Annotated in this window: 16 protein-coding genes; 5 read left to right on the top strand and 11 right to left on the bottom strand. The window is 63.7% G+C overall.

Annotated elements, in window-relative coordinates; genetic code table 11:
* Window positions 1-40: 40 nt before the first annotated feature.
* The gene (locus KY494_RS10390) at window positions 41-2,476 is read left to right on the top strand and encodes a hypothetical protein (protein ID WP_219890880.1); all 2,436 of its coding nucleotides are present in this window, start codon (window positions 41-43) and stop codon (window positions 2,474-2,476) included.
* Window positions 2,477-2,550: 74 nt separating this feature from the next.
* Here KY494_RS10390 and KY494_RS10385 read toward each other — a convergent pair whose 3' ends face one another.
* From KY494_RS10385 to KY494_RS10335, 11 genes are all read right to left on the bottom strand, one after another.
* Window positions 2,551-3,504, bottom strand: coding sequence for a hypothetical protein (locus KY494_RS10385; RefSeq protein WP_219890879.1), 954 nt, complete (start codon window positions 3,502-3,504; stop codon window positions 2,551-2,553).
* 250 nt (window positions 3,505-3,754) lie between these two features.
* Complete coding sequence (locus tag KY494_RS10380) at window positions 3,755-4,129, bottom strand: hypothetical protein (protein WP_071324734.1); 375 nt, start codon at window positions 4,127-4,129, stop codon at window positions 3,755-3,757.
* A gap of 24 nt (window positions 4,130-4,153) precedes the next feature.
* The gene (locus tag KY494_RS10375; RefSeq protein WP_219890878.1) at window positions 4,154-5,392 is read right to left on the bottom strand and encodes a TerD family protein; all 1,239 of its coding nucleotides are present in this window, start codon (window positions 5,390-5,392) and stop codon (window positions 4,154-4,156) included.
* Window positions 5,389-6,375, bottom strand: a complete 987-nt coding sequence (locus KY494_RS10370) for an HpcH/HpaI aldolase/citrate lyase family protein (protein ID WP_219890877.1) — start codon at window positions 6,373-6,375, stop codon at window positions 5,389-5,391. Before KY494_RS10370 ends, KY494_RS10375 begins: the two co-directional genes overlap by 4 nt.
* Window positions 6,368-7,474, bottom strand: coding sequence for a cysteine protease StiP family protein (locus KY494_RS10365; protein ID WP_219890876.1), 1,107 nt, complete (start codon window positions 7,472-7,474; stop codon window positions 6,368-6,370). The genes KY494_RS10370 and KY494_RS10365 overlap by 8 nt, the downstream gene beginning before the upstream one ends.
* Complete coding sequence (locus tag KY494_RS10360) at window positions 7,471-8,223, bottom strand: HAD family hydrolase (protein ID WP_219890875.1); 753 nt, start codon at window positions 8,221-8,223, stop codon at window positions 7,471-7,473. Before KY494_RS10360 ends, KY494_RS10365 begins: the two co-directional genes overlap by 4 nt.
* On the bottom strand, window positions 8,201-9,358 hold the full coding sequence (locus KY494_RS10355; RefSeq protein ID WP_219890874.1) for a phosphoribosyltransferase domain-containing protein: 1,158 nt from the start codon (window positions 9,356-9,358) through the stop codon (window positions 8,201-8,203). Before KY494_RS10355 ends, KY494_RS10360 begins: the two co-directional genes overlap by 23 nt.
* Entirely contained in the window at window positions 9,355-10,392 is a 1,038-nt protein-coding gene (locus tag KY494_RS10350; protein ID WP_219890873.1) for an ATP-grasp domain-containing protein, read from the bottom strand. Before KY494_RS10350 ends, KY494_RS10355 begins: the two co-directional genes overlap by 4 nt.
* A 96-nt stretch (window positions 10,393-10,488) precedes the next feature.
* Entirely contained in the window at window positions 10,489-11,205 is a 717-nt protein-coding gene (locus KY494_RS10345) for a TIGR00266 family protein (RefSeq protein ID WP_219136446.1), read from the bottom strand.
* Window positions 11,206-11,392: 187 nt separating this feature from the next.
* On the bottom strand, window positions 11,393-11,968 hold the full coding sequence (locus KY494_RS10340) for a TerD family protein (RefSeq protein ID WP_046682304.1): 576 nt from the start codon (window positions 11,966-11,968) through the stop codon (window positions 11,393-11,395).
* A gap of 227 nt (window positions 11,969-12,195) precedes the next feature.
* On the bottom strand, window positions 12,196-13,278 hold the full coding sequence (locus tag KY494_RS10335) for a DUF475 domain-containing protein (protein ID WP_219890872.1): 1,083 nt from the start codon (window positions 13,276-13,278) through the stop codon (window positions 12,196-12,198).
* A 234-nt stretch (window positions 13,279-13,512) separates the two neighbouring features.
* On the opposite strand from KY494_RS10335, the gene KY494_RS10330 reads away from it, so the two are divergent.
* The 4 genes from KY494_RS10330 to KY494_RS10315 all read left to right on the top strand — a co-directional run bounded on the left by KY494_RS10330 (window position 13,513) and on the right by KY494_RS10315 (window position 20,262).
* Window positions 13,513-13,938, top strand: coding sequence for a divergent PAP2 family protein (locus KY494_RS10330; RefSeq protein WP_071078753.1), 426 nt, complete (start codon window positions 13,513-13,515; stop codon window positions 13,936-13,938).
* Window positions 13,939-14,176: 238 nt separating this feature from the next.
* On the top strand, window positions 14,177-15,349 hold the full coding sequence (locus KY494_RS10325) for an efflux RND transporter periplasmic adaptor subunit (protein WP_219890871.1): 1,173 nt from the start codon (window positions 14,177-14,179) through the stop codon (window positions 15,347-15,349).
* Window positions 15,350-15,352: 3 nt separating this feature from the next.
* Window positions 15,353-18,574 carry an efflux RND transporter permease subunit gene (locus KY494_RS10320; RefSeq protein WP_219890870.1) on the top strand — a complete coding sequence of 1,074 codons (3,222 nt, stop codon included), beginning with the start codon at window positions 15,353-15,355 and terminating at the stop codon, window positions 18,572-18,574.
* A gap of 182 nt (window positions 18,575-18,756) precedes the next feature.
* Entirely contained in the window at window positions 18,757-20,262 is a 1,506-nt protein-coding gene (locus KY494_RS10315; RefSeq protein ID WP_219890869.1) for an efflux transporter outer membrane subunit, read from the top strand.
* Window positions 20,263-20,317: the final 55 nt, after the last annotated feature.

Here is a 20,317-nt window from a genome sequence, read left to right as displayed (position 1 = left end):
TCCCATAAGCAAAAGAATTCACCCGAATAAGCGAGAAATCATGCAAGCACAGCAAAATCCGCGCCAGGCCGCCTCCCTCACCGTCGCGTATTGCGCCGACGACGAGTTCGACCAGGACAGCATGGTCTCGCTGCATGATTTCAAGGACCTGGAGCGCAAGGCGGATGCACCGGCCGTCGCCATCACGCCCGAATTGCACGCCGAACCGCAAGCCGAGCCGGCAACTGACACCGACAGCAAGGCGCCTACCGCCGAACGCCAGAAAATGGAATTGAAGGCCATCCACGAGGCGATTGCCCGCGTGGAAGCTGAGGCGAAAGCCACCTGCGCCGCCGAGAGCCGCGCGCTGGCCGAGGCGCGCGTGCGCTCGCTGGCCGAGGACCGCGCCGCCATCGACGCGGCCGCCGCCGCCGCCGCACAGCAAAATGCGCAGGCAGCCGAAGAATCGATTGCCGCCAACCGCGAACGTCTCGATACCATGCGCGCCGCCGCGCAGGCCAGCGTGGCCCGCCTGGAAGCGGTCAAGCAGGAGACGGCCGAATTGCGCGCGCGCGTGGAGTCCGACAACGCCATCCGCCTGGCCGCCGAACAGCGTTCGCGCGCGGAACAGGAAAACCGCTTGCGCGCCTGCGAGCAAGTGGCGGTGCAGTCGGAACTGGCCGAGCAGGCCGCCCGCGCCGCCGAAGAATTGCAGGTACAGACGGAGCAGGCGCGCCTGCAAGCCGTCGAGCGCGTCGCCGCCGTGCAGGCGGCCAAGGAAGAAATGGTGGGCATCGCCTCGGCCGACGCCAGAGTCGCCGTGCTGGCGCGTGAACGCGAGCGCCATGCGCACGGTGCGCGCCAGACGGCGCAGATGCTGGCCGAAGCGGAAAGCGAAGCGCTGGACTTGACGGTGCAGCGCGAGCGCGCCGACCAGATCGCGCTGGAATCGGCTTTCAACCGCGCCGCCGCCGAAGTGCGCGCCCTGGAAGAAGCGCGCGCGCTGGCGCACCTGGAGCAGGAACGCGAAGCCATCGCCCTGGCGCAGGCGGAATCGGAACGCCATGCGGCGCAGTCCCTGCGTTTGCGCCTGCAGACCGAAAAGGAATTGCGCGATGCGGCCATCCACCGCGAGCGGCTGGAAATGGTCGCCGTGGCCAGCGCGCAGGCGCGCCGCGATGCTGACGTGCGTATCCTGGCCGCCACCGAGGCGCGCATCGAGGTGGACCGCCAGCTGCGCGCCGTGGCGCTGGCCCGCGTAGCGGCCGAACAGGATGCGGAAATCGCCGGCCACGCCAAGCTGGAAGCGGAAACGGCAGCGCTGGAAGAAACCAGGGCGCGCGAAGCGGCCGAGCAGGCCGCCGCCGTGGCAGCGGCGCGCGAACTGGAAGAACAGCAGCGCGCCGCCAGCCTGGCGCACGAACGCGCCGAACTGGCGCGCCAGGCAGCGGAGCTGGCCGCCAGCCGGAATGATGCCGAGCAGGCCGAGGTCGATGCCGGCAAGGCGACACTGGCTGCGCAGGCGCAAGCGTCGCAACTGGTGCAGGAAAAAGCCCGGCAGGCAGAGCAACTGCTGCAAGCCGAGCAGGGGCGCCTGGCCGCCGAACAAGGCGCCCTGGCCGCCTTGAAAGAGAAACTGGAAGCGGAAGCGCTGGCGTTCAACGCGGCGCAGGAACGCATCGCCGCCGAAGACGCGCAAGCGGAACTGCTGCGCGGCCAGCACGCGGCCGAACAGGCCTTGCGGGAAGCGACGCAAAAGGAAGCCGATGCCATTCGCATCCTGATGGACCAGGCGCTGGTCGAAGGCGAGCAGAAAGCGGCTGCCGCGCAAGCGGTGCAGGCGCAGGCGCGCCTGGCCGTGGAACTGGGACAAGTGCATAGCGAGCGCGCCCGCGTGGAAGAAGACAAGGCGCAAGCCGCCGATGCGCTGCTGGCGTCCGAGCGCGATTTCGTCGCGGCCGAGCGCGAGTCGCTGGCCTTGATCGCGCAAAAACTGGTGCAGCAACGCCAGACCAGCAGCGCCGAAGAGCGCGCCTCGCAAGCCATCGCCGGCCGCCTGGAAGCGGAAAAGCAGGCGACAGCGGCCGCTGAAACGCGCGCCGCGATGGAACAGCAGGCGCTCGACGCCATGCGCCAGCGCGAACAGCTGGAGCGGGCCGCGCAGCAGGCGGCCAGCGAGAAGCTGGCTGCGCAGCAAGCCTTGCTGGCCAGCGCCCAGGCGCATGCAGCCCTGCAGCGCAAGGCTGCCGAGACCACGCGCGCGATGGCGGTCGCCAGGCAGCAGTTGCTGGAACAGGACACGGCGCGCGCGCAGCAGCAAGAGCGCGAACTGGCCGCCCTGCGCGCCAGCCTGGAGCAACCGCAAACGGTCTTTTCCAGCTCGCTGACCGCCGCCCGCGCAAAAGCCGGACAAGTCAGCTCGGCCAGTTTGACGCGCGAAGTGATCGAGCGGCTGACGCAGCCGAACGAAGCTGGTGCCGTCTGGCGTTCGCGCTGAGAACCCGATAACAGCCGGGGTCGGACCTTAAGGTCCGACCCCAGTCCCAGGTTTGGGTTGCGTCTGTATTTCCATTAAAACTTCCGTCCCACCCCCACCAGAATCACATCCGCATCGCGGTGATAATCGGTGATGACCCGGTTCCACGCCACTTGCGCCACCCAGCGGCGGTCGACGTGGTAGCGGGCTGTGGCCGACAGCAAGCCTGTCAGGCGCGTGCTGTGGCCCTGGGTATCGCGCCCGTCCCACGCCAGGTAGGGACCGCCACCCATGCCGAATTCCACCTTTTCATTGAGTGAACGGATCAGCCACAGCTGGGCGGCCACGCCGCGCCGGTGCGCCAGGTCGGCATCGCCTTCATCGAGGGCGGTGACCGTCCAGTCCACGTATTTTCCCGCCGCGCGCCGGTATTCCAGGGTGAACGGGCGCGCGCTTTCCGAGCGCAAGCTGTTGACGATGGTGTGGCCCGTCGAGAGTGTCAAGGTGTCGTCATGCGCCCAGTTCTGCAAGTGCAGCTTGGCGCCCGGCACGCCGTCATAGCGGTAGCCGGCGCCGATCAGCAGGTGCGTGGTGTTGTCCTTGCCATCGGGCTTGATGCGGTTGAGCTGCGCTTGCGCATACCAGCGATTGTCGAACTGCCAGCGTGCCTGCAGGCTGACGATGGAGCCCCAGCCATGGTCATTGTCGAAGTTGTGCAGGCCGTCGTCGGTCCTGGCCGTGTCGAAGAAAAAGTAGCGGCCCACGCCAGCGCCCAGCATCAGGCCCTGATCCACTTTTTTCGTGCGCAGCCAGAACTGGCCCGCCATGCCGTCGCGGTGATGGTCTTCCGGGTGGCCTTCGTTGATATACGACAGGCTGGCGGCGTTGTAGTCGCCCACCGGCTGCGTGTAGCTGACGGCGGCAACAAAGGTGCGCTCATTGGTCGAACTGACTTTCAGGGCGCCGGCCATGCCGGAGATATCCTGTGCCTGGGCGGACAGGGGGAGAGAACTGGCCAGCAGGAGCAGGCCGGAGAGGCGGACGCGCATGAAATTTCCGGTGATGATGCAGGCTGAAGGTTGGCTGGCTGGGCATCATGCGAAGGCGCAATCATCACGCACATTTACTACATTAGTAAAATGTCTCAGTCAGAACTAATTGTCCTAGTGTATAAGAAAGTGAGAATGTGTGAGGCACGTAACAAATTTCTTGCTAGGAATTTATTGCCGCAAAGGCGAGGGAAAGGCGGGGAGGGGGGGCGCCGGCCTGGAATGGCCAGCCGGCGCGGCACTGCGGGTATTATTGGCTCAGCACGACCTTGTCGGCATAGTATTCCGTCTCGCCAAAGCATTGCGTCGGCACGCCCTTGTGCTGGCTGTAGGTGACGAGGATGCGTTTGCCGGCGGCAGCCGACAGTTGCTTCGCCACTTCCTCGTCGCGCACGCTGAACTGGAATTTTTCCGGGATGGTGCCCGGCAGCGCCGTCAGCAGCAATTCACCCTCCCATGTCTTGCAAATCCAGCCCCGCTTGGAGAACTTTTGCAGGTAGCCCGCCCGTTCGCCTTCCGAGTAAGAGAAGCTGAGGGCCATCCACGTGTACGCGGCCAGCAGCAGGAAGCCGGCCACGAGGAAGATGACGAAGGCGAAGGTGACTTTTTTGGTCGTAGGGGTCATGGTAGGGTTGTTTAGGTAAAAGGGTCAATCCTTGCGGCCGGCTTTCCAGTTCAGGCCGAAATTATATTTCTCGTCCATCGCCTGGTGCGCCGTGATTTTACCTTGGCCGCCGAAGTATTCCACCAATTTTGTCACCTGCAGGTTGCCGCCGTGGTTTTCCAGCATGGCGATGGCGCACATGGCGTGCTGGCTGTCGCTGTCGAGGCGCACTTCCACCGTCGGCTGGCCGGGAATCTCGATCGTCACGACGCCATCCGTGGCGGCCCAGTTCGGCACACCTTCGTAGATGAAGGCGTACACGAGCACGCGCTTGATCTGGTCGAAATGGGTGCCGTTGATGAAGATGTTTTCACCGCTGCTGACGCTGCCCGTGCGGTCGTCGCCTTCCAGGTGGATGTAGGGCTGCCTGTCATACGCGCCCCAGCTGTTGCCCAGCGCCTGCACGGCGCTCTTGCTGCCATTGCTCATCTCGAACAGGCAGCCGATATCGAGGTCGATGCCGCCCGAACGGCTGGCCGGCTTGTTGAACAGCTTGCCGAGGAAGCCCGTGTCCAGTTTTGATGCGGGCGCCTGGCCTTGCGACGCGTTCTGGTTCCAGTTCAGGTTGACCCGGATGCGGCCGTAACCGCCGCTGTCGCGCTTGTCGAGCGAGATCTTGTCGCCGCGTTTTTCCAGGCGGATCTTCGACAGCGAGATTTTATTCGCCGGTGGTGGCGGTGGCGCCGCTGGCGTGGACATGGGAGTAGGGGACGAAGAAGCCGCCTCGCTGCCGCCGAAGTGCTTCAGCAGCGCCGCCAGGCCACCGGCGAAACCCTGGCCCACGGCGCCGAAGCGCCAGCTGCCGTCGCGGCGATACAGTTCGCCGATGATGACGGCTTTTTCATCCTGGAAGTCATTGCCCGTGAAAGCGAAGGTGGCTGCCTGGCCCAGCGCCATGCTGGAGTTGCCCAGCGCGCGCATGCTGCCCTGTTCCGTCGCCGCCGTAAATACCAGCTTGTCGATCGAGGCGGGCAAGCGGGCAAGGTCGATTTGGAACACGGAGCGGGGGCCGTTCAAGTCCACCGTGATGGCGTTGTCCGGCGCGCTTTTCTGGTTGAAGAACACCATGTAGCGGTCGTCCGACAGCTTGCCGGCCGCATCGACGCCGAAGCAGCTGACGTCCACTTCCATCGAGCCCGAAACGATATCGAGCGTGACGGCAAACGGGCCATTCAAGCCCAGGTCAGCCAGTTTGCCTTTTTGTCCGCGTGTGAAATTGGTCATGGTCGTGCAATCCCTTCGTCGCTTGAGAGTTGAGTCAATGAGATATTCGGCAGGTGCGCGGCGGCGTTGTCGGCCGCATGGCGGATGCCGAACAGGCGCGCCTGCTCGATGATGCGCAGCGCCCAGCTGCTGTGCGTGGCCACTTCGCACATCGATTCCTGCATGCGGAACACGGCGGGGCTGTCCGGGTCGATGATGCGCAGCGCCAGTTCGATGTCCGACTGCGCCACCTGATAGTGGCGCTCGATCTGTGGCACCTGGTCCGGGTGGATGGCCGTCTTGGCGATCATGCCGTGCGCCATGTCCTGCGCCACTTCGGCATCGAGCCAGCTGCCCTGCGACAGGTGCTCGAAGACGGGCGCCGTCAGCTGGAAGCCGTGCGGCTTGAAGATGGTGACCAGGCGGCCGATGACCTGGCCCAGCGGGGTCTGGTAAATGGTGCCGCTGGTGGGGCGGCGCAGGCCTAGCAGGGCCAATAAATCGTTGCCGCCGATGCGCAGGGCCAGGATGCGGCGCCGCACTTCCGGTGCCGATAAAATAATGCGGAACTGCTTCATTTCCTCGTCGTCGAACACGTCCACCGTTTCCAGGGTCGGCATCAGCAGATGATGCGTGTGGCGCACCGGCTCGAAATACGCGGCAAAGTTGTGGCGCGTGGACTTGGGCAGCACGAAGCCGCTCAATTTCTCGGCGCCGGGCATGGCCAGCACGCGCGCCAGCACGTCGAGATTACGCACGCGCACGAAGCGCAAGGTATCCGACTCGTCGCACATGTTTTGCAGCGCCAGCGACAGGTTGAACAGCGCGTAACTGAGATCGCGTTCAGCGATGGCGTCTTCGGTGCACAGGATGACCGAGCGCAAATGGCTGAATTTGTCGCCATTGGCGATCGCCAGCAAGTCCTTGTGCGTGGTCGGCACATACATGGAGGCGCCCAGCGCCGCTTTATGCTCGCTTTGCGGGTGTAGGGAGTTGTTATCCATCGACTGCGCTCCTGATAAGGGCGACCGCCTGGTAAGGCAGCGCCGGTTCTACTGTGACGGGTATGGCTTTTTCCTGCGCCAGAAGCAGCAAATGTGCCACGTCCGGCGCATTCGTGTCGCGCACGATCAGGCGCTCGGGCACGCGGCGCAGCAGCACGCGCGTCGCTTCGCCGATGCCCGGCTTGATCAGGTTGATGTCGCTGATGCCGTATTCCTGCTGCGCGGCGGCCATGTAGGCTTGCGAGCGGGCCGCCATGGCTGGCGCATCGCTCGCTTCGGCCAGCGGGATGCCGCTGCTGGCGGCGATCGCCAGGGCGTCGGCCACCAGGCCGTCGGCGAAAGCGCGCGACTGGTCGTGCTGCTCGAACTGCGCGTAGTACACGCAGCCGTGGAAGTCGTCGGGGCCGATGGCTTCATTGAGCACGGAGCGGCTGACCAGGCCCGAGACGGTGGCGTTCAAAATGCTCGACGGGATCAGGTAGTCGCTGGCCGAGGCGGCGCAGGCGGCCGTGCCGGCCAGGTCGGCCAGCACGAACAGGCCGCCGTCGATCGTCGTGCCATTGGCCGCGTTGAAATCGTCGACCGTCTGGCGCAGTTCGCGCGAAATCACGCCCTTGCCCGTCCAGCCATCGACGAAGACGATGGAGGCGTCGCTGTGGCCCTGTGCCAGGATGTGTTGCAAGGCATTCGTATCGATGCCGCGGTCGCGGATGATGGAGACGGAATAATGGCTGCACTCGCGCTGGAACACCTGGCGCAGCAAGTGCCCCAGGATGACGCCCACGGGCGTGCCGGCGCGCGCCAGCGACACCAGCGTGACGGGTCCCGTGCGGCGCGCCGCGATCAGGGCGGCCAGGCGCAGACAGTCGCGCGCCATCTGCAGGCGGTTGGCGGCAAACGCGCTCTGGAACAGGGCCAGGTAGGCGGGCGAGGGCAGGGATTCCGGCGACAGCATCTCGCTGTAGTGGCGCTGGCCGGACTGGATCAGCCGCTCTTTTTCGGCCAGGTCGAGGATGGGTTCGAGCGCCATCGGCGTGAGCAGAAACTCCACGTCTTCCAGGCGGTAGCTGCCGCTGAAATGCTGCGTGCTGTCGGTCATAGCGCCGCCACCGTGAGTGCCGCCAGCTGGGTGCCGTTGGGGATGATGGCGTAGTCGCATTCGGCCATGAAGCGCGCGTCCGAACGGCTGTCGCCCATGCCGAAGCTGACGATGGGGCCATGTTCGGCTTCCAGCTCCGCGCGCAGGTAGGCCACGGCGCGTGCCTTGTTCAAGGTCTTCGGCAGCACGGCCAGGTTGTTGCCATTGCGGTGGATGAAGTAGTCGGCGCCTTCGCCGGCGATCCACTGCCTCAGCACTTGCTCTTCGATGTCGGCCAGGCGTTCGCCGCGCGCTTCATGGTCCTTGACGACGATGTAGAACGGCGTGTTGTAGTCCTCGATCAAGCGCGCGCGCGAGGGCATGCCCGTCTTGACCTGGAAATCGTCGATGATGCGCATGGCGTCCCGCAGGCCGGGCAGCGCCGTCTGCATGTCGTTCTGCATCAGGGCCAGCCAGCCCGCGTCGAGCGCGCCGCCCGGCTGCAGCACGATGCCGCCGTAATCGAGCACGCTGTAGCTGGTAAACGGCAGGTCGACTCTGCGAAACGCGTCGCCATTCCTGGCCGTGGCGGGGATCAGGGTCATGCCGCTTTGCGCGAATTCAAAGAAGGCGCGCTGGCGCGCCGTCGTAAACGAGCAGGCGTCGCCATTTTTCAAATAGGCGGCCGCTTGCAGGTCGGTCTCGCCCGGGCATTTTTTCGGGGTCTGGAACAGTGTGTCGTCCAGATCAACAAACAGGAATTTCTTCAATTTTGGTCTCTGACTGAAAGTGGAACAGGCGGCCATTCAACTGGCCGGCGAGTTGCATGAGGGCCGGGCTGGCCGGAGTTTCATGGCAGATGAAAACGTGCTGGTACTGGCCAGGCGCCACGTTGTACAGGTAATTGGCGATGCCTTCGCCGTAGTTGTCGTCGCAGTGGACGATATGGCCGACGGAGCCCCAAGACAGGATGGGCGAGCGCGTGGTCGACTGCACCACCACGTTCTTGCCCAGGCTTTCCAGCTCGCGCGCGAGCAGGAACGACGGGTGCATGAATTCGCCCGTGCCCAGCACCAGCACGGAGTCGCCGGCGCCGATTTCCTGCGCCAGCTGCACCGCCAGGCCTTGCGGCGGCGTCAGGGCGCGTCCCACGCCGATGCGCCCGAAGGCGGGGCTGGCGCCGCGTTCCGCATTCGCTTCGAAGCGCTGCGCGCTGGCCGCTATCGGAGCCGGCGCATCGCCGGCCTGGAAGGCGTAGTGGCCGGACAGCGCCGCGCCGACGGTGGTTGGCAGGCCGAAACGCTCACTCAAGCCCGCATTGGCGGCCTGGCCCATGAAATTGGTGATGACGCCCAGGTGCAGCTTTTCCAGCTGCGGATAGCGCGCGCGGCACACTTGCACCAGGTTGGCGAAGGTGTTGCCGGTCGACGCTTCATCGTCGATCAGCACCAGGCTGCGCGCCGTGGAAAACAGCGCGCTGGCCGCGTCGGACAAATGCAGAAACTGGCGCGGCGCGTGGCTGTGCGATTCCTCGAACTCGAAGAAGGGCACCGTGCCCACGCGGTAGCGCGAGCTGTGCAAGAACAGCGCTTTTCCATTCGGGTTGGCGCGCAGCCACGCCTCGAACACGCCCTGACCCAGGCCGACGGCCGTTTCCGCCATGGCGATGAAGACCACGGGACCGGGCAGGCTGGGGGGGATCTGCGCGGCCAGGTCGTCGTGGATGGCTTGCATGGCGCGCGGCGTGACGGGCCAGTGCTTGCCCAGCACTTTCGAAAGGAACAAAAAGCCGCGCTTGGCGTTGGCGCGCGCGGCAAAGCCGATCAGCCAGTCCAGCGGAAAGCGCGCCTCGTCCACCTTCAGGGTCAGCTCGCCCGTGGGCATCTGCTGCTTGACGCTGTTCATGGCAGCTCCACGGCGTAGGCGGCTTCGCCCACGCGCAGGCCTTCGTGGATGGCGGGCACGCTGAGTTTGTCAAAGCCCTGGTCGAAGCCGGCCAGCGCCAGGTAGGGCAGGTTGGGACCCGCCGCGCACGCCATGCCGATGCCGCCCGACATGCGCGGGTTAATCTCCAACAAGGCCAGGCCATTCGCGCCTTCGCGGAACTGGACGTTGAACACGCCATTCAAGCGGTAGTCGCGCGCGAGTTTGTCGCAGGCCGCCAGCAGGTCGGCGCGCAGTTCGATCAGCTGGCCGCTGCCGGCCACGTGCAGCTTCTTGCGCGGCACGGCGCAAATCAGCTTGCCCTGGTTGGCGACGCAGTCGGCGCTGTATTCGTGGCCATCGAGGTATTCCATCAGCAGCAGGGTTTTGAACGTTTCCATCTGCGCCAGGCCGCTGCGCAGCTCCTGCGCATTGACCTGGTAGGCGGCGCCGGCCAGCAGCAGCTGGGCGCTGCTGCGCTCTTCATCGAGTATGGCAAAGCCCAGGGCATACACGGATTCGGACGGCTTGATGCACAGCTTGCGGTGCAGCGGGCGCAGTTCGGCGTAAGCGGCATCGTATTGCGCGATGGTGGTCACGGCGCGGTAGTCGGCCGGGCGCGCCATGGGCAGGTCGAGGCCGTCGCAGAAGCGTGCCTTGTCGTGCATCAGGTCCAGTACCTCTTCGGTGGCCACGCTGAGCACGCGCGTGCCGAGGGCGGCGAAGCGCGCGCTGGCGCTGCCGATCAGGCCCGCTTCCTTGCCGGGCCAGAAAATCGTGATACCCCGCTCGCGGCAAAATTCCAGGCACCACTCGACATAATTGTGCCCCGTCAGTCCTGACGGTTCGACCGCATATTCGTGGGCCGACAAGAAGGCTGCCGCGTGCGCGTTCGTATTGCTGCACACGATGTGATAGCGGGGCACACCGCCTGTGGCGGCCATGTCGGCTTCGCGGATCAGGCGCATGGCCGTGCCGACCGAGGAAAATGTTTTGTTGAACCAGACTCTTTGCATGTACGGGGGACCGGGTAAAGAAAGGGGAAGCCGCGCGCAGGTGCGCGCGCGGGCAGTGTAGCCAGAAAAACTTAACCTGGCCTTAGAGAGGGGGAATCAGCCGGCTTTGCCGCTCGCCGTCCACTTGAGGAACGCGTCGCGGTTGCGCGAGCAGATGAACACCTTGCCCGAGCCGGAAAAGCGCAGCACGATGCCTTCGCCGCTGGTCACGCTGTTGACGATATTGCCGAGGAAGCCGCCGATGCCGCCGCCGCCCGCGCCGCCGCCCGTGGTCACGGAAATTTCGTATTTCAGGCTATTGTCCCAGCACACGACGTGGGAATTGTCGATCACGACATCCTTGCCCGGCTCGACGTCGAGCTGGAACATGGAGCCGAAGCCCGACACCACCACTTGTCCCGTGCCGGCCGTCTCCATGACGAAGAAGCCGCCCGACTGGGCGAACAAGGCGTTGCCGATGCTTTGCGTGCGCACCTTCATTTCCGTGCCCGAGGTGGCGGCGACAAAGGCGCCGTCGTTGAGCAGGTACTGGCGCGCGCCCACGTCGACCACTTCGATGGCGCCCGGCAGGGTGGGCGAGAGCAGGCAGTCGCCGCTGCCGCGCACCGCTTCGATGTGCTGCTGGAAGAACGATTCGCCGTTGGCGAAGCGGCGCATGATGGCACTGCCCAGGCCGCCCGTCATCTTGCCCTTCAAGTCGAGCGCCGTTTCCATCATCACCATCGCATCGGATTCGCAATAGATGGTTTCGCCCTGCTTCATGCTGACGTGGAGGAAGGGATCGACGTCGCCCGTGACACTAAATACTGGCATGATAAATCTCCAAAAAAAAGCCGCCTGATTTGTGCAGGCGGCAGTAATGATATGACATTAAGATAATTCACCTCGGAAAACCGTAGCGAGCAAGCTCGATTTCGGGTTAAGTCGCGCAACTGTACGGAGGTACAGCGAGCAACGCAGGCCCGAAAGTGAGCGGCGCAGTAGGTTTAACGAGCGTGAATTAAGCGTTGACGCCGAAAGAACGGGCGAGGGGGCCCAGGCCGCCATTGAAGCCCTGGCCGATGGCCTTGAACTTCCATTCGCCGTTGTAGCGGTAGATTTCGCCAAAGATCATCGCCGTTTCCGTCGAGCTGTCTTCGGACAGGTCGTAGCGGGCGATTTCTTTTTCGCCTTCCGCGTTCAGGCAGCGGATGAAGGCTTTCGAGACCATGCCGAAGTTCTGGCGGCGCGCATCGGCGTCGTGAATGGTGACGGTGATGCTGATGCGGTCGATGTCGGCTGGTACGCGGGTCAGGTCGATTTCGATACGCTCATCGTCGCCTTCGCCTTCGCCCGTGGTGTTGTCGCCCGTGTGCACGACGGAACCGTCGGTCGACTTCAGGTTGTTGTAGAAGATGAAGTCAGAGTCGCCACGGACTTTGCCGTCGCTTTTCAGGAGGAAAGCACTACCGTCAAGGTCGAAGGTGGCGCCGTCCGTCGAACGAGGATCCCAGCCGAGGCCGACGATGATCTTCTTCAGGTTCGGTGCTTCCTTGCTCAGGTTGACGTTGCCGCCTTTTTGCAAACTGATTGCCATGTGGTGCTCCTTTTCAGTAATTAACTCAAAACGCCAATCAAAACCTACTGCGCGTCGTAATTTGCGGCCTGCGATGCTCACTGTACCTTCGTACAGTTGCGCTTCTCTGCCACAACTTCCTTCCGCTCGCTACGGTTTTGTCAGGCGTTGTTAAACATGCCTGCATGGAATGAGCGCCTAAGGCGCTCGTGCCATTACTCTCTCAATTGGGGGTGGAACCCCCGATTTCAAGCTTGTGCCGCGTGCCGTTTGCGATAACGCAAGGACGACCTCAGCGAAACGAGGATGAAGGCCACGCCCGACAGGCCCGTGAACCACTCCGGAATATGGTACTTGACGGACGCCAGCATGATCAAGGCCAGGATGCCGATCGCATAATGGGCGCCGTGCTCGAGGTAGACGAATTCGTCCAGGGTGCCCTTGTGCACCAGGAAGACCGTCATCGAGCGCACGAACATGGCGCCGATGGCCAGGCCCAGCATGATGATGACGACGTCGTTGGTGATGGCGAACGCGCCGATCACGCCGTCAAAGCTGAACGAGGCATCGAGCACTTCCAGGTACAGGAAGCCGCCGATACTGCCGCGCGCCACCGTTTTTACCAGGTCGCCATTGCCGTTCCTGGCTGGCGCGGTGCCTTCTTCCGCGTCATCCTGCAAGTCCGGTTCGCCTTCTTCCAGCAAGCCGCTGATCCAGTTCACGCCGATGTAGACGGCGATGCCGACGACGCCCGAAGCGAGCACGCTGTATTTTTCTTCCGCGGGGCCCATCGCCACGCAGGCGGCCACGGCGCCCATGGTGATCAGCACGGCCAGGCTTTCGGTGCCCAGCGCATTGACTTTTTCCTCGGCCCAGCCCAGCCAGTGCAATTCTTTCTCGTCGTCGAACAGGAAGTTCAGGAACACCAGCAGCAGGAAGGCGCCGCCGAAGGCTGCCACTTGCGCATGGTTGTCCGTCAGGTGCTTGGCATACACGTCTGGCGTGGTGGTGGCCATGGTCCATACGTCGACCAGGCCCAGGCCCGTGGCGACGGAAACGATGACCAGCGGAAACAGCAACCGCATGCCGAAGACGGCCACGAGGATACCGACCGTCAAGAACAGTTTTTGCCAGAATTCATTCCAGTGACGCAAGACCGAGGCATTCACCACGGCATTGTCGAACGACAGCGACACTTCCATGACGCCCAGCACGCCCGTGATCCACAGGGCATTGATCAGGCCGGGCATGCCGCCATGGCTGTAACCCCACCAGCCCGACACCGCCATCAGGATAAAAGTGACTAAAAAGGAAATTCTGAAATGCCGCATGAGGACCCCGTTGCAAGTATGAAAGACGTTTGATTATCCGCGCCGCTGTGCGCGCCGCGCTCAGTGTTGATATACGTCAATTGTTGTATATGCCATGATTTTATATTAGTTGCCGTCGGGGACCGCGTTTTATAGGTTGACGCCAGACAGTTCTGCTGGCGCGGATGATCTGCGATAATTGCGGCGCGCCCGTCTCTCCAGACACACTCTCTACCTATAAAAGAAGGAATACCCGTGGATATCGCTTACCTCGTCACGCCCCTGATCGCCTGGATCCTGGTCGGACCGATCAAATTCCTGATCAACAGTGTCCGCACGCGGCAATGGGCGTTCGGCCTGGTCGGCAATGGCGGCTTTCCCAGCAACCACAGCGCTGTCGTATCCAGCATGGCCACCCTGATCGCCTTGCGCGAAGGCATAGGCCACCCCGCCTTCGGCGTGGCCGTGACCCTGGCCTTCATCGTCATCATCGACGCCAACAGCCTGCGCCAGCACGTGGGCAAGCAGGCGGCCGCCATCAACCGCCTGGCCGGGGAGGCGGCCAGCGCCGCGCACAAGACTTTGCGCGAGCGCATGGGCCATACCCTGGTGGAAATCGCCGGCGGCCTGTGCACGGGCGTGGCGATCGGCTTCCTGATCAACACCGTTTTTAGCCGCTAAGCTCGCTTCCCCTGAAACACAAAACCCCGCTTGAGGCGGGGTTTTGCGTTTCAGGGCGTAAAAACTACGTTTCATCCATTGATTAAAGCATTACAGGAAACCGCCGATTGACATGCCCGGACACGCTCATGGATACTTTGGCGCTTGTGGTTTTAATAAAAATAAATGCCTGCCATCGCCTGCAGCCCTATCCGGGCCGTGGGGACGGTCGCGGTGCTATCTATCCGGAGAATTACCCATGTTGCGCAAAACCCTGTTTGTTCTGGCAATCGCTTCCGCCCTGACCGCTTGCGGCAAAGAGTCCAAGGATCCCGGCAAGGGCGGCAAGAATGCCAAGGAACAGGCGGGCGCCGCCGTCAATCTGCTGGTGTCCCCGGAAGACCTGCTGACCATCCAGAGCAATGCGCTGGCGTCGGGGCCCGTCATCACCGGTTCCGTGCAACCGGAGCGCAACGCGGACTTGCGCGCCGAAGTGTCGGCCGTGGTGATCCAGGTCATGAAGGAAAATGGCGAAGCCGTCAAGCGGGGCGACGTGCTGGTGCGCCTGGATGAAACGTCCATCCGCGACAGCCTCAATTCGGCCGAGGAAGCCAGTCGTGCCTCGGGCCAGGTGCTGGAACAGTCCGAACGCATGTTCCAGCGCATGAAAACCCTGCGCGCCTCGGGCATGACCTCGACGCAGGCGCTGGAAGACGCGGAAATCCGCCGCAACAATGCGCAAAGCGATTTGTCCGCCGCGAAGAGCCGCGCCGCGCAGGCCCGCCAGCAGTTGCAGCGCACCCTCGTGCGTGCGCCGTTCGACGGCATCGTGAGCGAGCGCAAGGTATCGAATGGCGATACGGCACAAATCGGCAAGGAATTGATCAAGGTCATCGATCCGACCAGCATGCGCCTGGAAGGCCTGGTGTCGGCCGACAAGATCGGCGTCGTCAAGGTGGGCCAGCCCGTGCTGTTCCGCATCAATGGGTATCCGGGCCAGGATTTTTCGGGCAAGGTGCGCCGCGTCGATCCTGCCGCCAATGCCGTCACGCGCCAGGTGGCCGTGCTGGTCGATTTCAACGACAAGGAACAACCGCGCGTGGCCGGCCTGTATGCGGAAGGGCGCATCGAGACGGACAGCATCAGCGCGCTGATGATACCCGACTCGGCCCTGGTGAAGGCGGGCGACGTCACGTACACGTGGAAGGTCAAGGACAAGGCCTTGCATAAAGTGAATTTGCGCATCGGCGCGCGCGACGTGCGCACGGGCCAGTGGGAAGTGCAAAGCGGCCTGGCCAGCGGCGACACCGTGCTGCGCACGCCCGGTTCGACCTTCAAGGATGGGCAGAAAGTGGAATTGACGGCCGGCAAAGCCTTGCCCGCCGCCGCCGTGGCCAGCAGCAGCACCGTCGTTGCCGGTAAAGGAAACTAAGCCATGTTCCTTTCCGATTTCAGTATCAAGCGGCCCACCGCCACCATCGTCCTGATCCTGGCGATGATGTGCGTCGGCTTGCTGGCGCTCAAGAAACTGCGCGTCAACCAGAACCCGGACGTCGAAGTGCCGTTCATCGTCGTCAGCATCCCTTACCCTGGCGCCTCGCCCGACACGGTCGAGCGCGAAGTGGTGAACCGCCTGGAAAAGTCGCTGCAAAGCATTTCCGGCGTGACCGAGGTCAACAGCGATTCGAATGAAGGTTCGGCCACCATCTTCCTGAAGTTTTCCTTCAGTAGCAACCTGATCGAGGCATCCGACAATATCCGCAATGCGATTGCCGCCGTGCGCTACAAGTTGCCGACGGAAATGCGCGAGCCCATCCTGCAGCGCATCGACCCGGCCGCCGAACCGATCATGCAGCTGGCACTGTCGTCGAATACGCAAAGCCATGCGGAAATCTCGCGCCTGGCCGAGGACGTGCTGTCGGACCGCTTCCGCACCGTCGATGGCGTGGCGCTGGTCAACGTGGGCGGTTCGCTGAAGCGCGAGCTGTCCGTGCTGCTGCGCGCGGAAAAATTGCGCGAATACAATGTGTCCGTCAGCGACGTCGTCACCGCCTTGCGCAACCAGAACACGAATGCCCCGGTGGGCAAGGTGCGCGGCGCCCTGGACGAGAAAAGCATCCGCCTGGTGGGTCGCATCGAGTCGCCAGCCGATTTTGAAAAAGTGGTGATCAAGCGCCGTGGCGAGGAAATCGTGCGCCTGGCGCAAGTGGCCACCATCGAGGATGGCTTTGCCGAGGTCAACAGTCTGAGCATGCGCAGCGGCAAGCCCAACGTGGGCATATCGATCACCCGCGTGCGCGACGCCTCCACCGTCAGCGTGGCCAACAAGATCCGCGACATGGTGGCGGACATCAACAAGACCTTGCCGAAAGGCACGATCCTGCAAGTGACGCGCGACGGCGGCGAAAACGCCCAGCATAGCCTGAACAACGTGATCGAATCGCTGGTGCTGGGCGCCGTGCTGACGATTTTCGTTGTCTACGCTTTCCTGAACTCGTGGCGTTCGACCCTGATCACGGCGCTGAGCCTGCCCACATCCGTGATTGCCGCCTTCATCGCCGTGTGGCTGTGCGGCTTTACCCTGAACTTCATGACCCTGCTGGGCCTGTCGCTGGCCATCGGCGTGCTGATCGATGACGCCATCGTGGTGCGCGAAAACATCGTGCGCCACATGCAGATGGGCAAGGACCGCCGCACGGCCGCGCTGGAAGGCACGGCCGAGATCGGCATGGCCGTGGCCGCCACGACGTTCTCGATTATCGCCGTCTTCATTCCCGTGGCCTTCATGCCGGGCATTTCCGGCGAATGGTTCCGTCCGTTTGCCTTGACGGTGACGTGCTCGGTGCTGGTCAGCCTGGGCATCTCGTTTACGCTCGACCCCATGTTGTCGGCCTACTGGGGCGACCCGGTCGAGGAACATGCGGCGCCGAAAAAGGGCATCGGCCGCGTGCTGGAGAAATTCAACCACTGGTTCGACCACCAGGCGGACCGCTACGGCCGCGTGATCGCCTGGGCCTTGCATCACCGCCGCTGGATGGCCGTCATCGCCTTCGGCAGCCTGGTGGGCGCCATCGCCCTGCACGCCACGCATGGCGGCACGAGTTTCCTGCCGGCATCCGATTCGGGCAACCTGATGATCAATGTGCGCACGCCATCGTCGAGCAGCATCGAGTACTCGCGTTTGAAACTGGAAGCGGCGGCCGTGCTGGCGCGCACCTTGCCTGAAACCAAGGATACCAACAGTTCCATCAATGCGGGCGGTGGCCGCGTGTATGTCGACATCGGCAAGCGCAACACGCGCAAGCGTTCGGCCAAGGAAATCGCCGTCGAGTTGCGCGAGAAGATGTCGCGCCTGGTGGGTGCCGAATACGTGGTGCAGGATGACTTGAGCAATGGTTCGCAAAAACCGATCCAGGTGGAATTCACGGGCCCGGATTCGCGCAAACTGATGGAAATTACCAACGCCTACATGGACAAGCTGCGCGCCATTCCCGGTGCCGTCGACGTGGGCCTGTCCGAGCAGGACCCGAAGAACGAGCTGCAGATTGAGCTCAACCGTGGCCTGGCCAACTCGATGGGCATTTCTGTCAATGATGCGGCGCAATCGCTGCGCGTGGCGTTTGCCGGCGTGGAAGTGGGCGACTGGGTCGATCCGACGGGCGAAACGCGCGACGTGGCCGTGCGCCTGCATCCCGATGACCGCGTGGCATCGGAAAACATCGAGCGCTTGCCGATCAGCGTGACGGGCACCTCGCAAATGGTGCCGCTCGATCAGATCGCCACCATCACCATGGGCAAGGGCCCGTCCGGCATCGAGCACAAGAATGGCAAGCGCACGATCACCGTGTCGGCCAATGCGCAGGGCCGCTCGAATGGCGAAGTGACGACCGATGCCATGAAGCTGGCCAATTCCATCGACTTCCCGCCCGGCTATGGCCTGGCGCTCGGTGGCGCCGGCCAGGACCAGCAAGAGCTGTTCACGGAAATGCTGATCGCGCTGGTGATGGGTATCGGCCTGATGTATTTGATCCTGGTGATGCAGTTCGGTTCCTTCACGGCGCCGGTGGCCGTGATGATGTCCTTGCCGCTGAGTCTGATCGGTGTGGTGGTGGCGCTGGTGATCACCAACAACACTCTCAACCTGATGAGCTTTATCGGCATCATCATGCTGATGGGCCTGGTCGCCAAGAACGCCATCCTGCTGCTGGACGCGGCGCGCAAGCGCGAGGAAGAGGGCCATGGCCGCGAAGATGCGCTGATGTATGCGGGCCGCATGCGTCTGCGCCCCATCCTGATGACGACGTTCGCGCTGATCGCCGGCATGTTCCCCGTCGCGCTGGGCCTGGGCGAGGGCGGCGAGTTCTACCGTCCATTGGCGATCGCCATCATCGGCGGCACCATCACCTCGACGATTCTGACCCTGCTGGTCGTGCCGACCTTCTATGACAGCATCGAAATCGCCCGCGATGGCGCCGTGGCCAAGTTCCACCGCCGCGCCGCGCGCATGCCTGTGGCTTTCGCCCTGATCCTGACCCTGATCGAGTGCGTACTGACCTTGCTGCTGGTGCGCTTCGTCTACCGCATGCTGAAAAAGGCCGTGCTGTTCCTGATGGGACGCCGCACGCCGAAAGTGGCGTCGGTCAGCCTGCAAAAGTAAGTCAGGCAGCCTCGGCTGCGCAATCCTTGTGCCAGGTCAAAGAGCCTTCTTCGGAAGGCTCTTTTTACGTCTGGTGCTCTACAATCGTAGAACGGGTGGGCGAGTTCGCCAGCCTGGTATCGCGATATTTTTGCGATATTTTTCAACGGCAATGTGGCACGGCAACGTAACGGACCAGCACCATGTTTTCCAGCATCCGGCAGCCCCTTCTCGGCATCCTCATGGCATGCCTGCTGGCCGCTTGCGCCGTCGGACCGGACTTCCGGCCTCCCGCCGCCCCCGGCGGTGGCGACCGCTATACGCCGGCACCGTTGCCGGCGCAAACGGCGGCGGCGCCCGGTCCCGCCGGCCAGGCGCAGCGTTTTGTACCGGGCCAGGATATTCCCGCGCAATGGTGGTCGCTATTCCAGTCACCGGCGCTGGACCGGCTGGTGCGCGGCGCCCTCGCGCGCAGTCCCGGCCTGGCATCGGCCCAGGCGGCGTTGCGCCAGGCCGATGAAAACTACCGCGCCTTGTCCGGCAGCCTGCTGTATCCCGAGGTGGGGGCGCAGCTGGGCGTGAGCCGTGAAAAAAACAGCAGTCTGGAGGGCAAGGGCGGCGTCCTCAATTTGTACAATGCCTCGGTGAATGTGTCGTATGCGCTGGATGTTTTTGGCGGCAACAAGCGCCAGCTGGAGGGGCTGCAAGCCCTGGTTGACTATCGGCAATACCAGCTGGAAGCGGCGTACCTGGCCCTGACGGCCAACCTGGTGACGGCGGCCATCCGCGAAGCATCGTTGCGCGCCCAGCTGCAGGCCACCGGCGAGATACTCGACGCGCAGCAGAAACAGCTGGACGTGATCGAACAGCAATTGCGCTTCGGTGCCATCGGCCGTGCCACGGTACTGCTCCAGCGCAACACGGTGGCGCAGACGCGGGCCAGCGTGCCACCGCTGGAAAAAGCCCTGGCCCTGACGCGCCACCAGCTATCCGTGTATGCGGGCAGGCTGCCCAGCGAGCCTGGCATGCCTGAATTCGACCTGGCGTCGCTGCACCTGCCGCAGGACTTGCCCGTTTCCCTGCCGTCTGCCCTCGTGCGCCAGCGCCCCGACATCCGCGCCAGCGAAGCGCTGCTGCAGCAGGCCAGCGCGCAGATCGGCGTCACCACGGCAGCCCTGTATCCCCAGTTCACCCTGACGGGCAATCTTGGCGCCCTGGCGACCAGCTTTCCCGCGCTGCTGCATGGCGGTTCTTCCGTGTGGGGCGTGGCGGCCGGGCTGGCCCAGCCTGTTTTCAATGGCGGCGCGCTGCGCGCCAGGCGGCGTGCCGCGATCGCCGCCTACGAGGGTGCGGCGGCCGATTACCGCGCCACCGTGCTGGCCGCTTTCCAGAATGTGGCCGACAGCTTGCGGGCCATCGAGGCTGATGCTGCCGCCTTGCAGCAGCAAGCCGAGGTGGAGGCGCTGGCCAGCGAATCGCTGGCGCTGAGTACGCAGCAATTCAAGCTTGGCGCCATCAGCTACCTGAGCCTGCTGGATGCCCAGCGCACCTATCAGCAGGCCAGGGTGGGCCTGGTGCAGGCGCAGGCGGCCCGGCATGCCGATAGCGCCGCGCTGTTCCAGGCGCTGGGCGGCGGCTGGTGGAACCGGCCCGCGCTGGACAACGTTCCCGCCACGACCACTTTGCCGGTGGCGGCAGGCAGGGACTGAGGGGCTTGCAATACAACACCGCAATGGCAGCCGGAAGCAATGACAAGGAGCGCAT

Source organism: Janthinobacterium sp. PAMC25594, from assembly GCF_019443505.1.
GTDB lineage: Bacteria > Pseudomonadota > Gammaproteobacteria > Burkholderiales > Burkholderiaceae_D > Janthinobacterium.
The sequence above is the reverse complement of the archived record's forward strand: the minus strand, read 5'-3'. Positions and strand labels throughout refer to the sequence as shown.

Excerpts from the sequence above, each read along its gene's own strand:
- KY494_RS10385 (WP_219890879.1), bottom strand. The coding sequence starts at position 3,504 with ATGCGCGTCCGCCTCTCCGGCCTGCTCCTGCTGGCCAGTTCTCTCCCC.
- KY494_RS10355 (WP_219890874.1), bottom strand. The coding sequence starts at position 9,358 with ATGAACAGCGTCAAGCAGCAGATGCCCACGGGCGAGCTGACCCTGAAG.
- KY494_RS10375 (WP_219890878.1), bottom strand. The coding sequence starts at position 5,392 with ATGACCAATTTCACACGCGGACAAAAAGGCAAACTGGCTGACCTGGGC.
- KY494_RS10365 (WP_219890876.1), bottom strand. The coding sequence starts at position 7,474 with ATGACCGACAGCACGCAGCATTTCAGCGGCAGCTACCGCCTGGAAGAC.
- KY494_RS10340 (WP_046682304.1), bottom strand. The coding sequence starts at position 11,968 with ATGGCAATCAGTTTGCAAAAAGGCGGCAACGTCAACCTGAGCAAGGAA.
- KY494_RS10380 (WP_071324734.1), bottom strand. The coding sequence starts at position 4,129 with ATGACCCCTACGACCAAAAAAGTCACCTTCGCCTTCGTCATCTTCCTC.
- KY494_RS10320 (WP_219890870.1), top strand. The coding sequence starts at position 15,353 with ATGTTCCTTTCCGATTTCAGTATCAAGCGGCCCACCGCCACCATCGTC.
- KY494_RS10390 (WP_219890880.1), top strand. The coding sequence starts at position 41 with ATGCAAGCACAGCAAAATCCGCGCCAGGCCGCCTCCCTCACCGTCGCG.
- KY494_RS10325 (WP_219890871.1), top strand. The coding sequence starts at position 14,177 with ATGTTGCGCAAAACCCTGTTTGTTCTGGCAATCGCTTCCGCCCTGACC.
- KY494_RS10315 (WP_219890869.1), top strand. The coding sequence starts at position 18,757 with ATGTTTTCCAGCATCCGGCAGCCCCTTCTCGGCATCCTCATGGCATGC.
- KY494_RS10345 (WP_219136446.1), bottom strand. The coding sequence starts at position 11,205 with ATGCCAGTATTTAGTGTCACGGGCGACGTCGATCCCTTCCTCCACGTC.
- KY494_RS10350 (WP_219890873.1), bottom strand. The coding sequence starts at position 10,392 with ATGCAAAGAGTCTGGTTCAACAAAACATTTTCCTCGGTCGGCACGGCC.
- KY494_RS10370 (WP_219890877.1), bottom strand. The coding sequence starts at position 6,375 with ATGGATAACAACTCCCTACACCCGCAAAGCGAGCATAAAGCGGCGCTG.
- KY494_RS10335 (WP_219890872.1), bottom strand. The coding sequence starts at position 13,278 with ATGCGGCATTTCAGAATTTCCTTTTTAGTCACTTTTATCCTGATGGCG.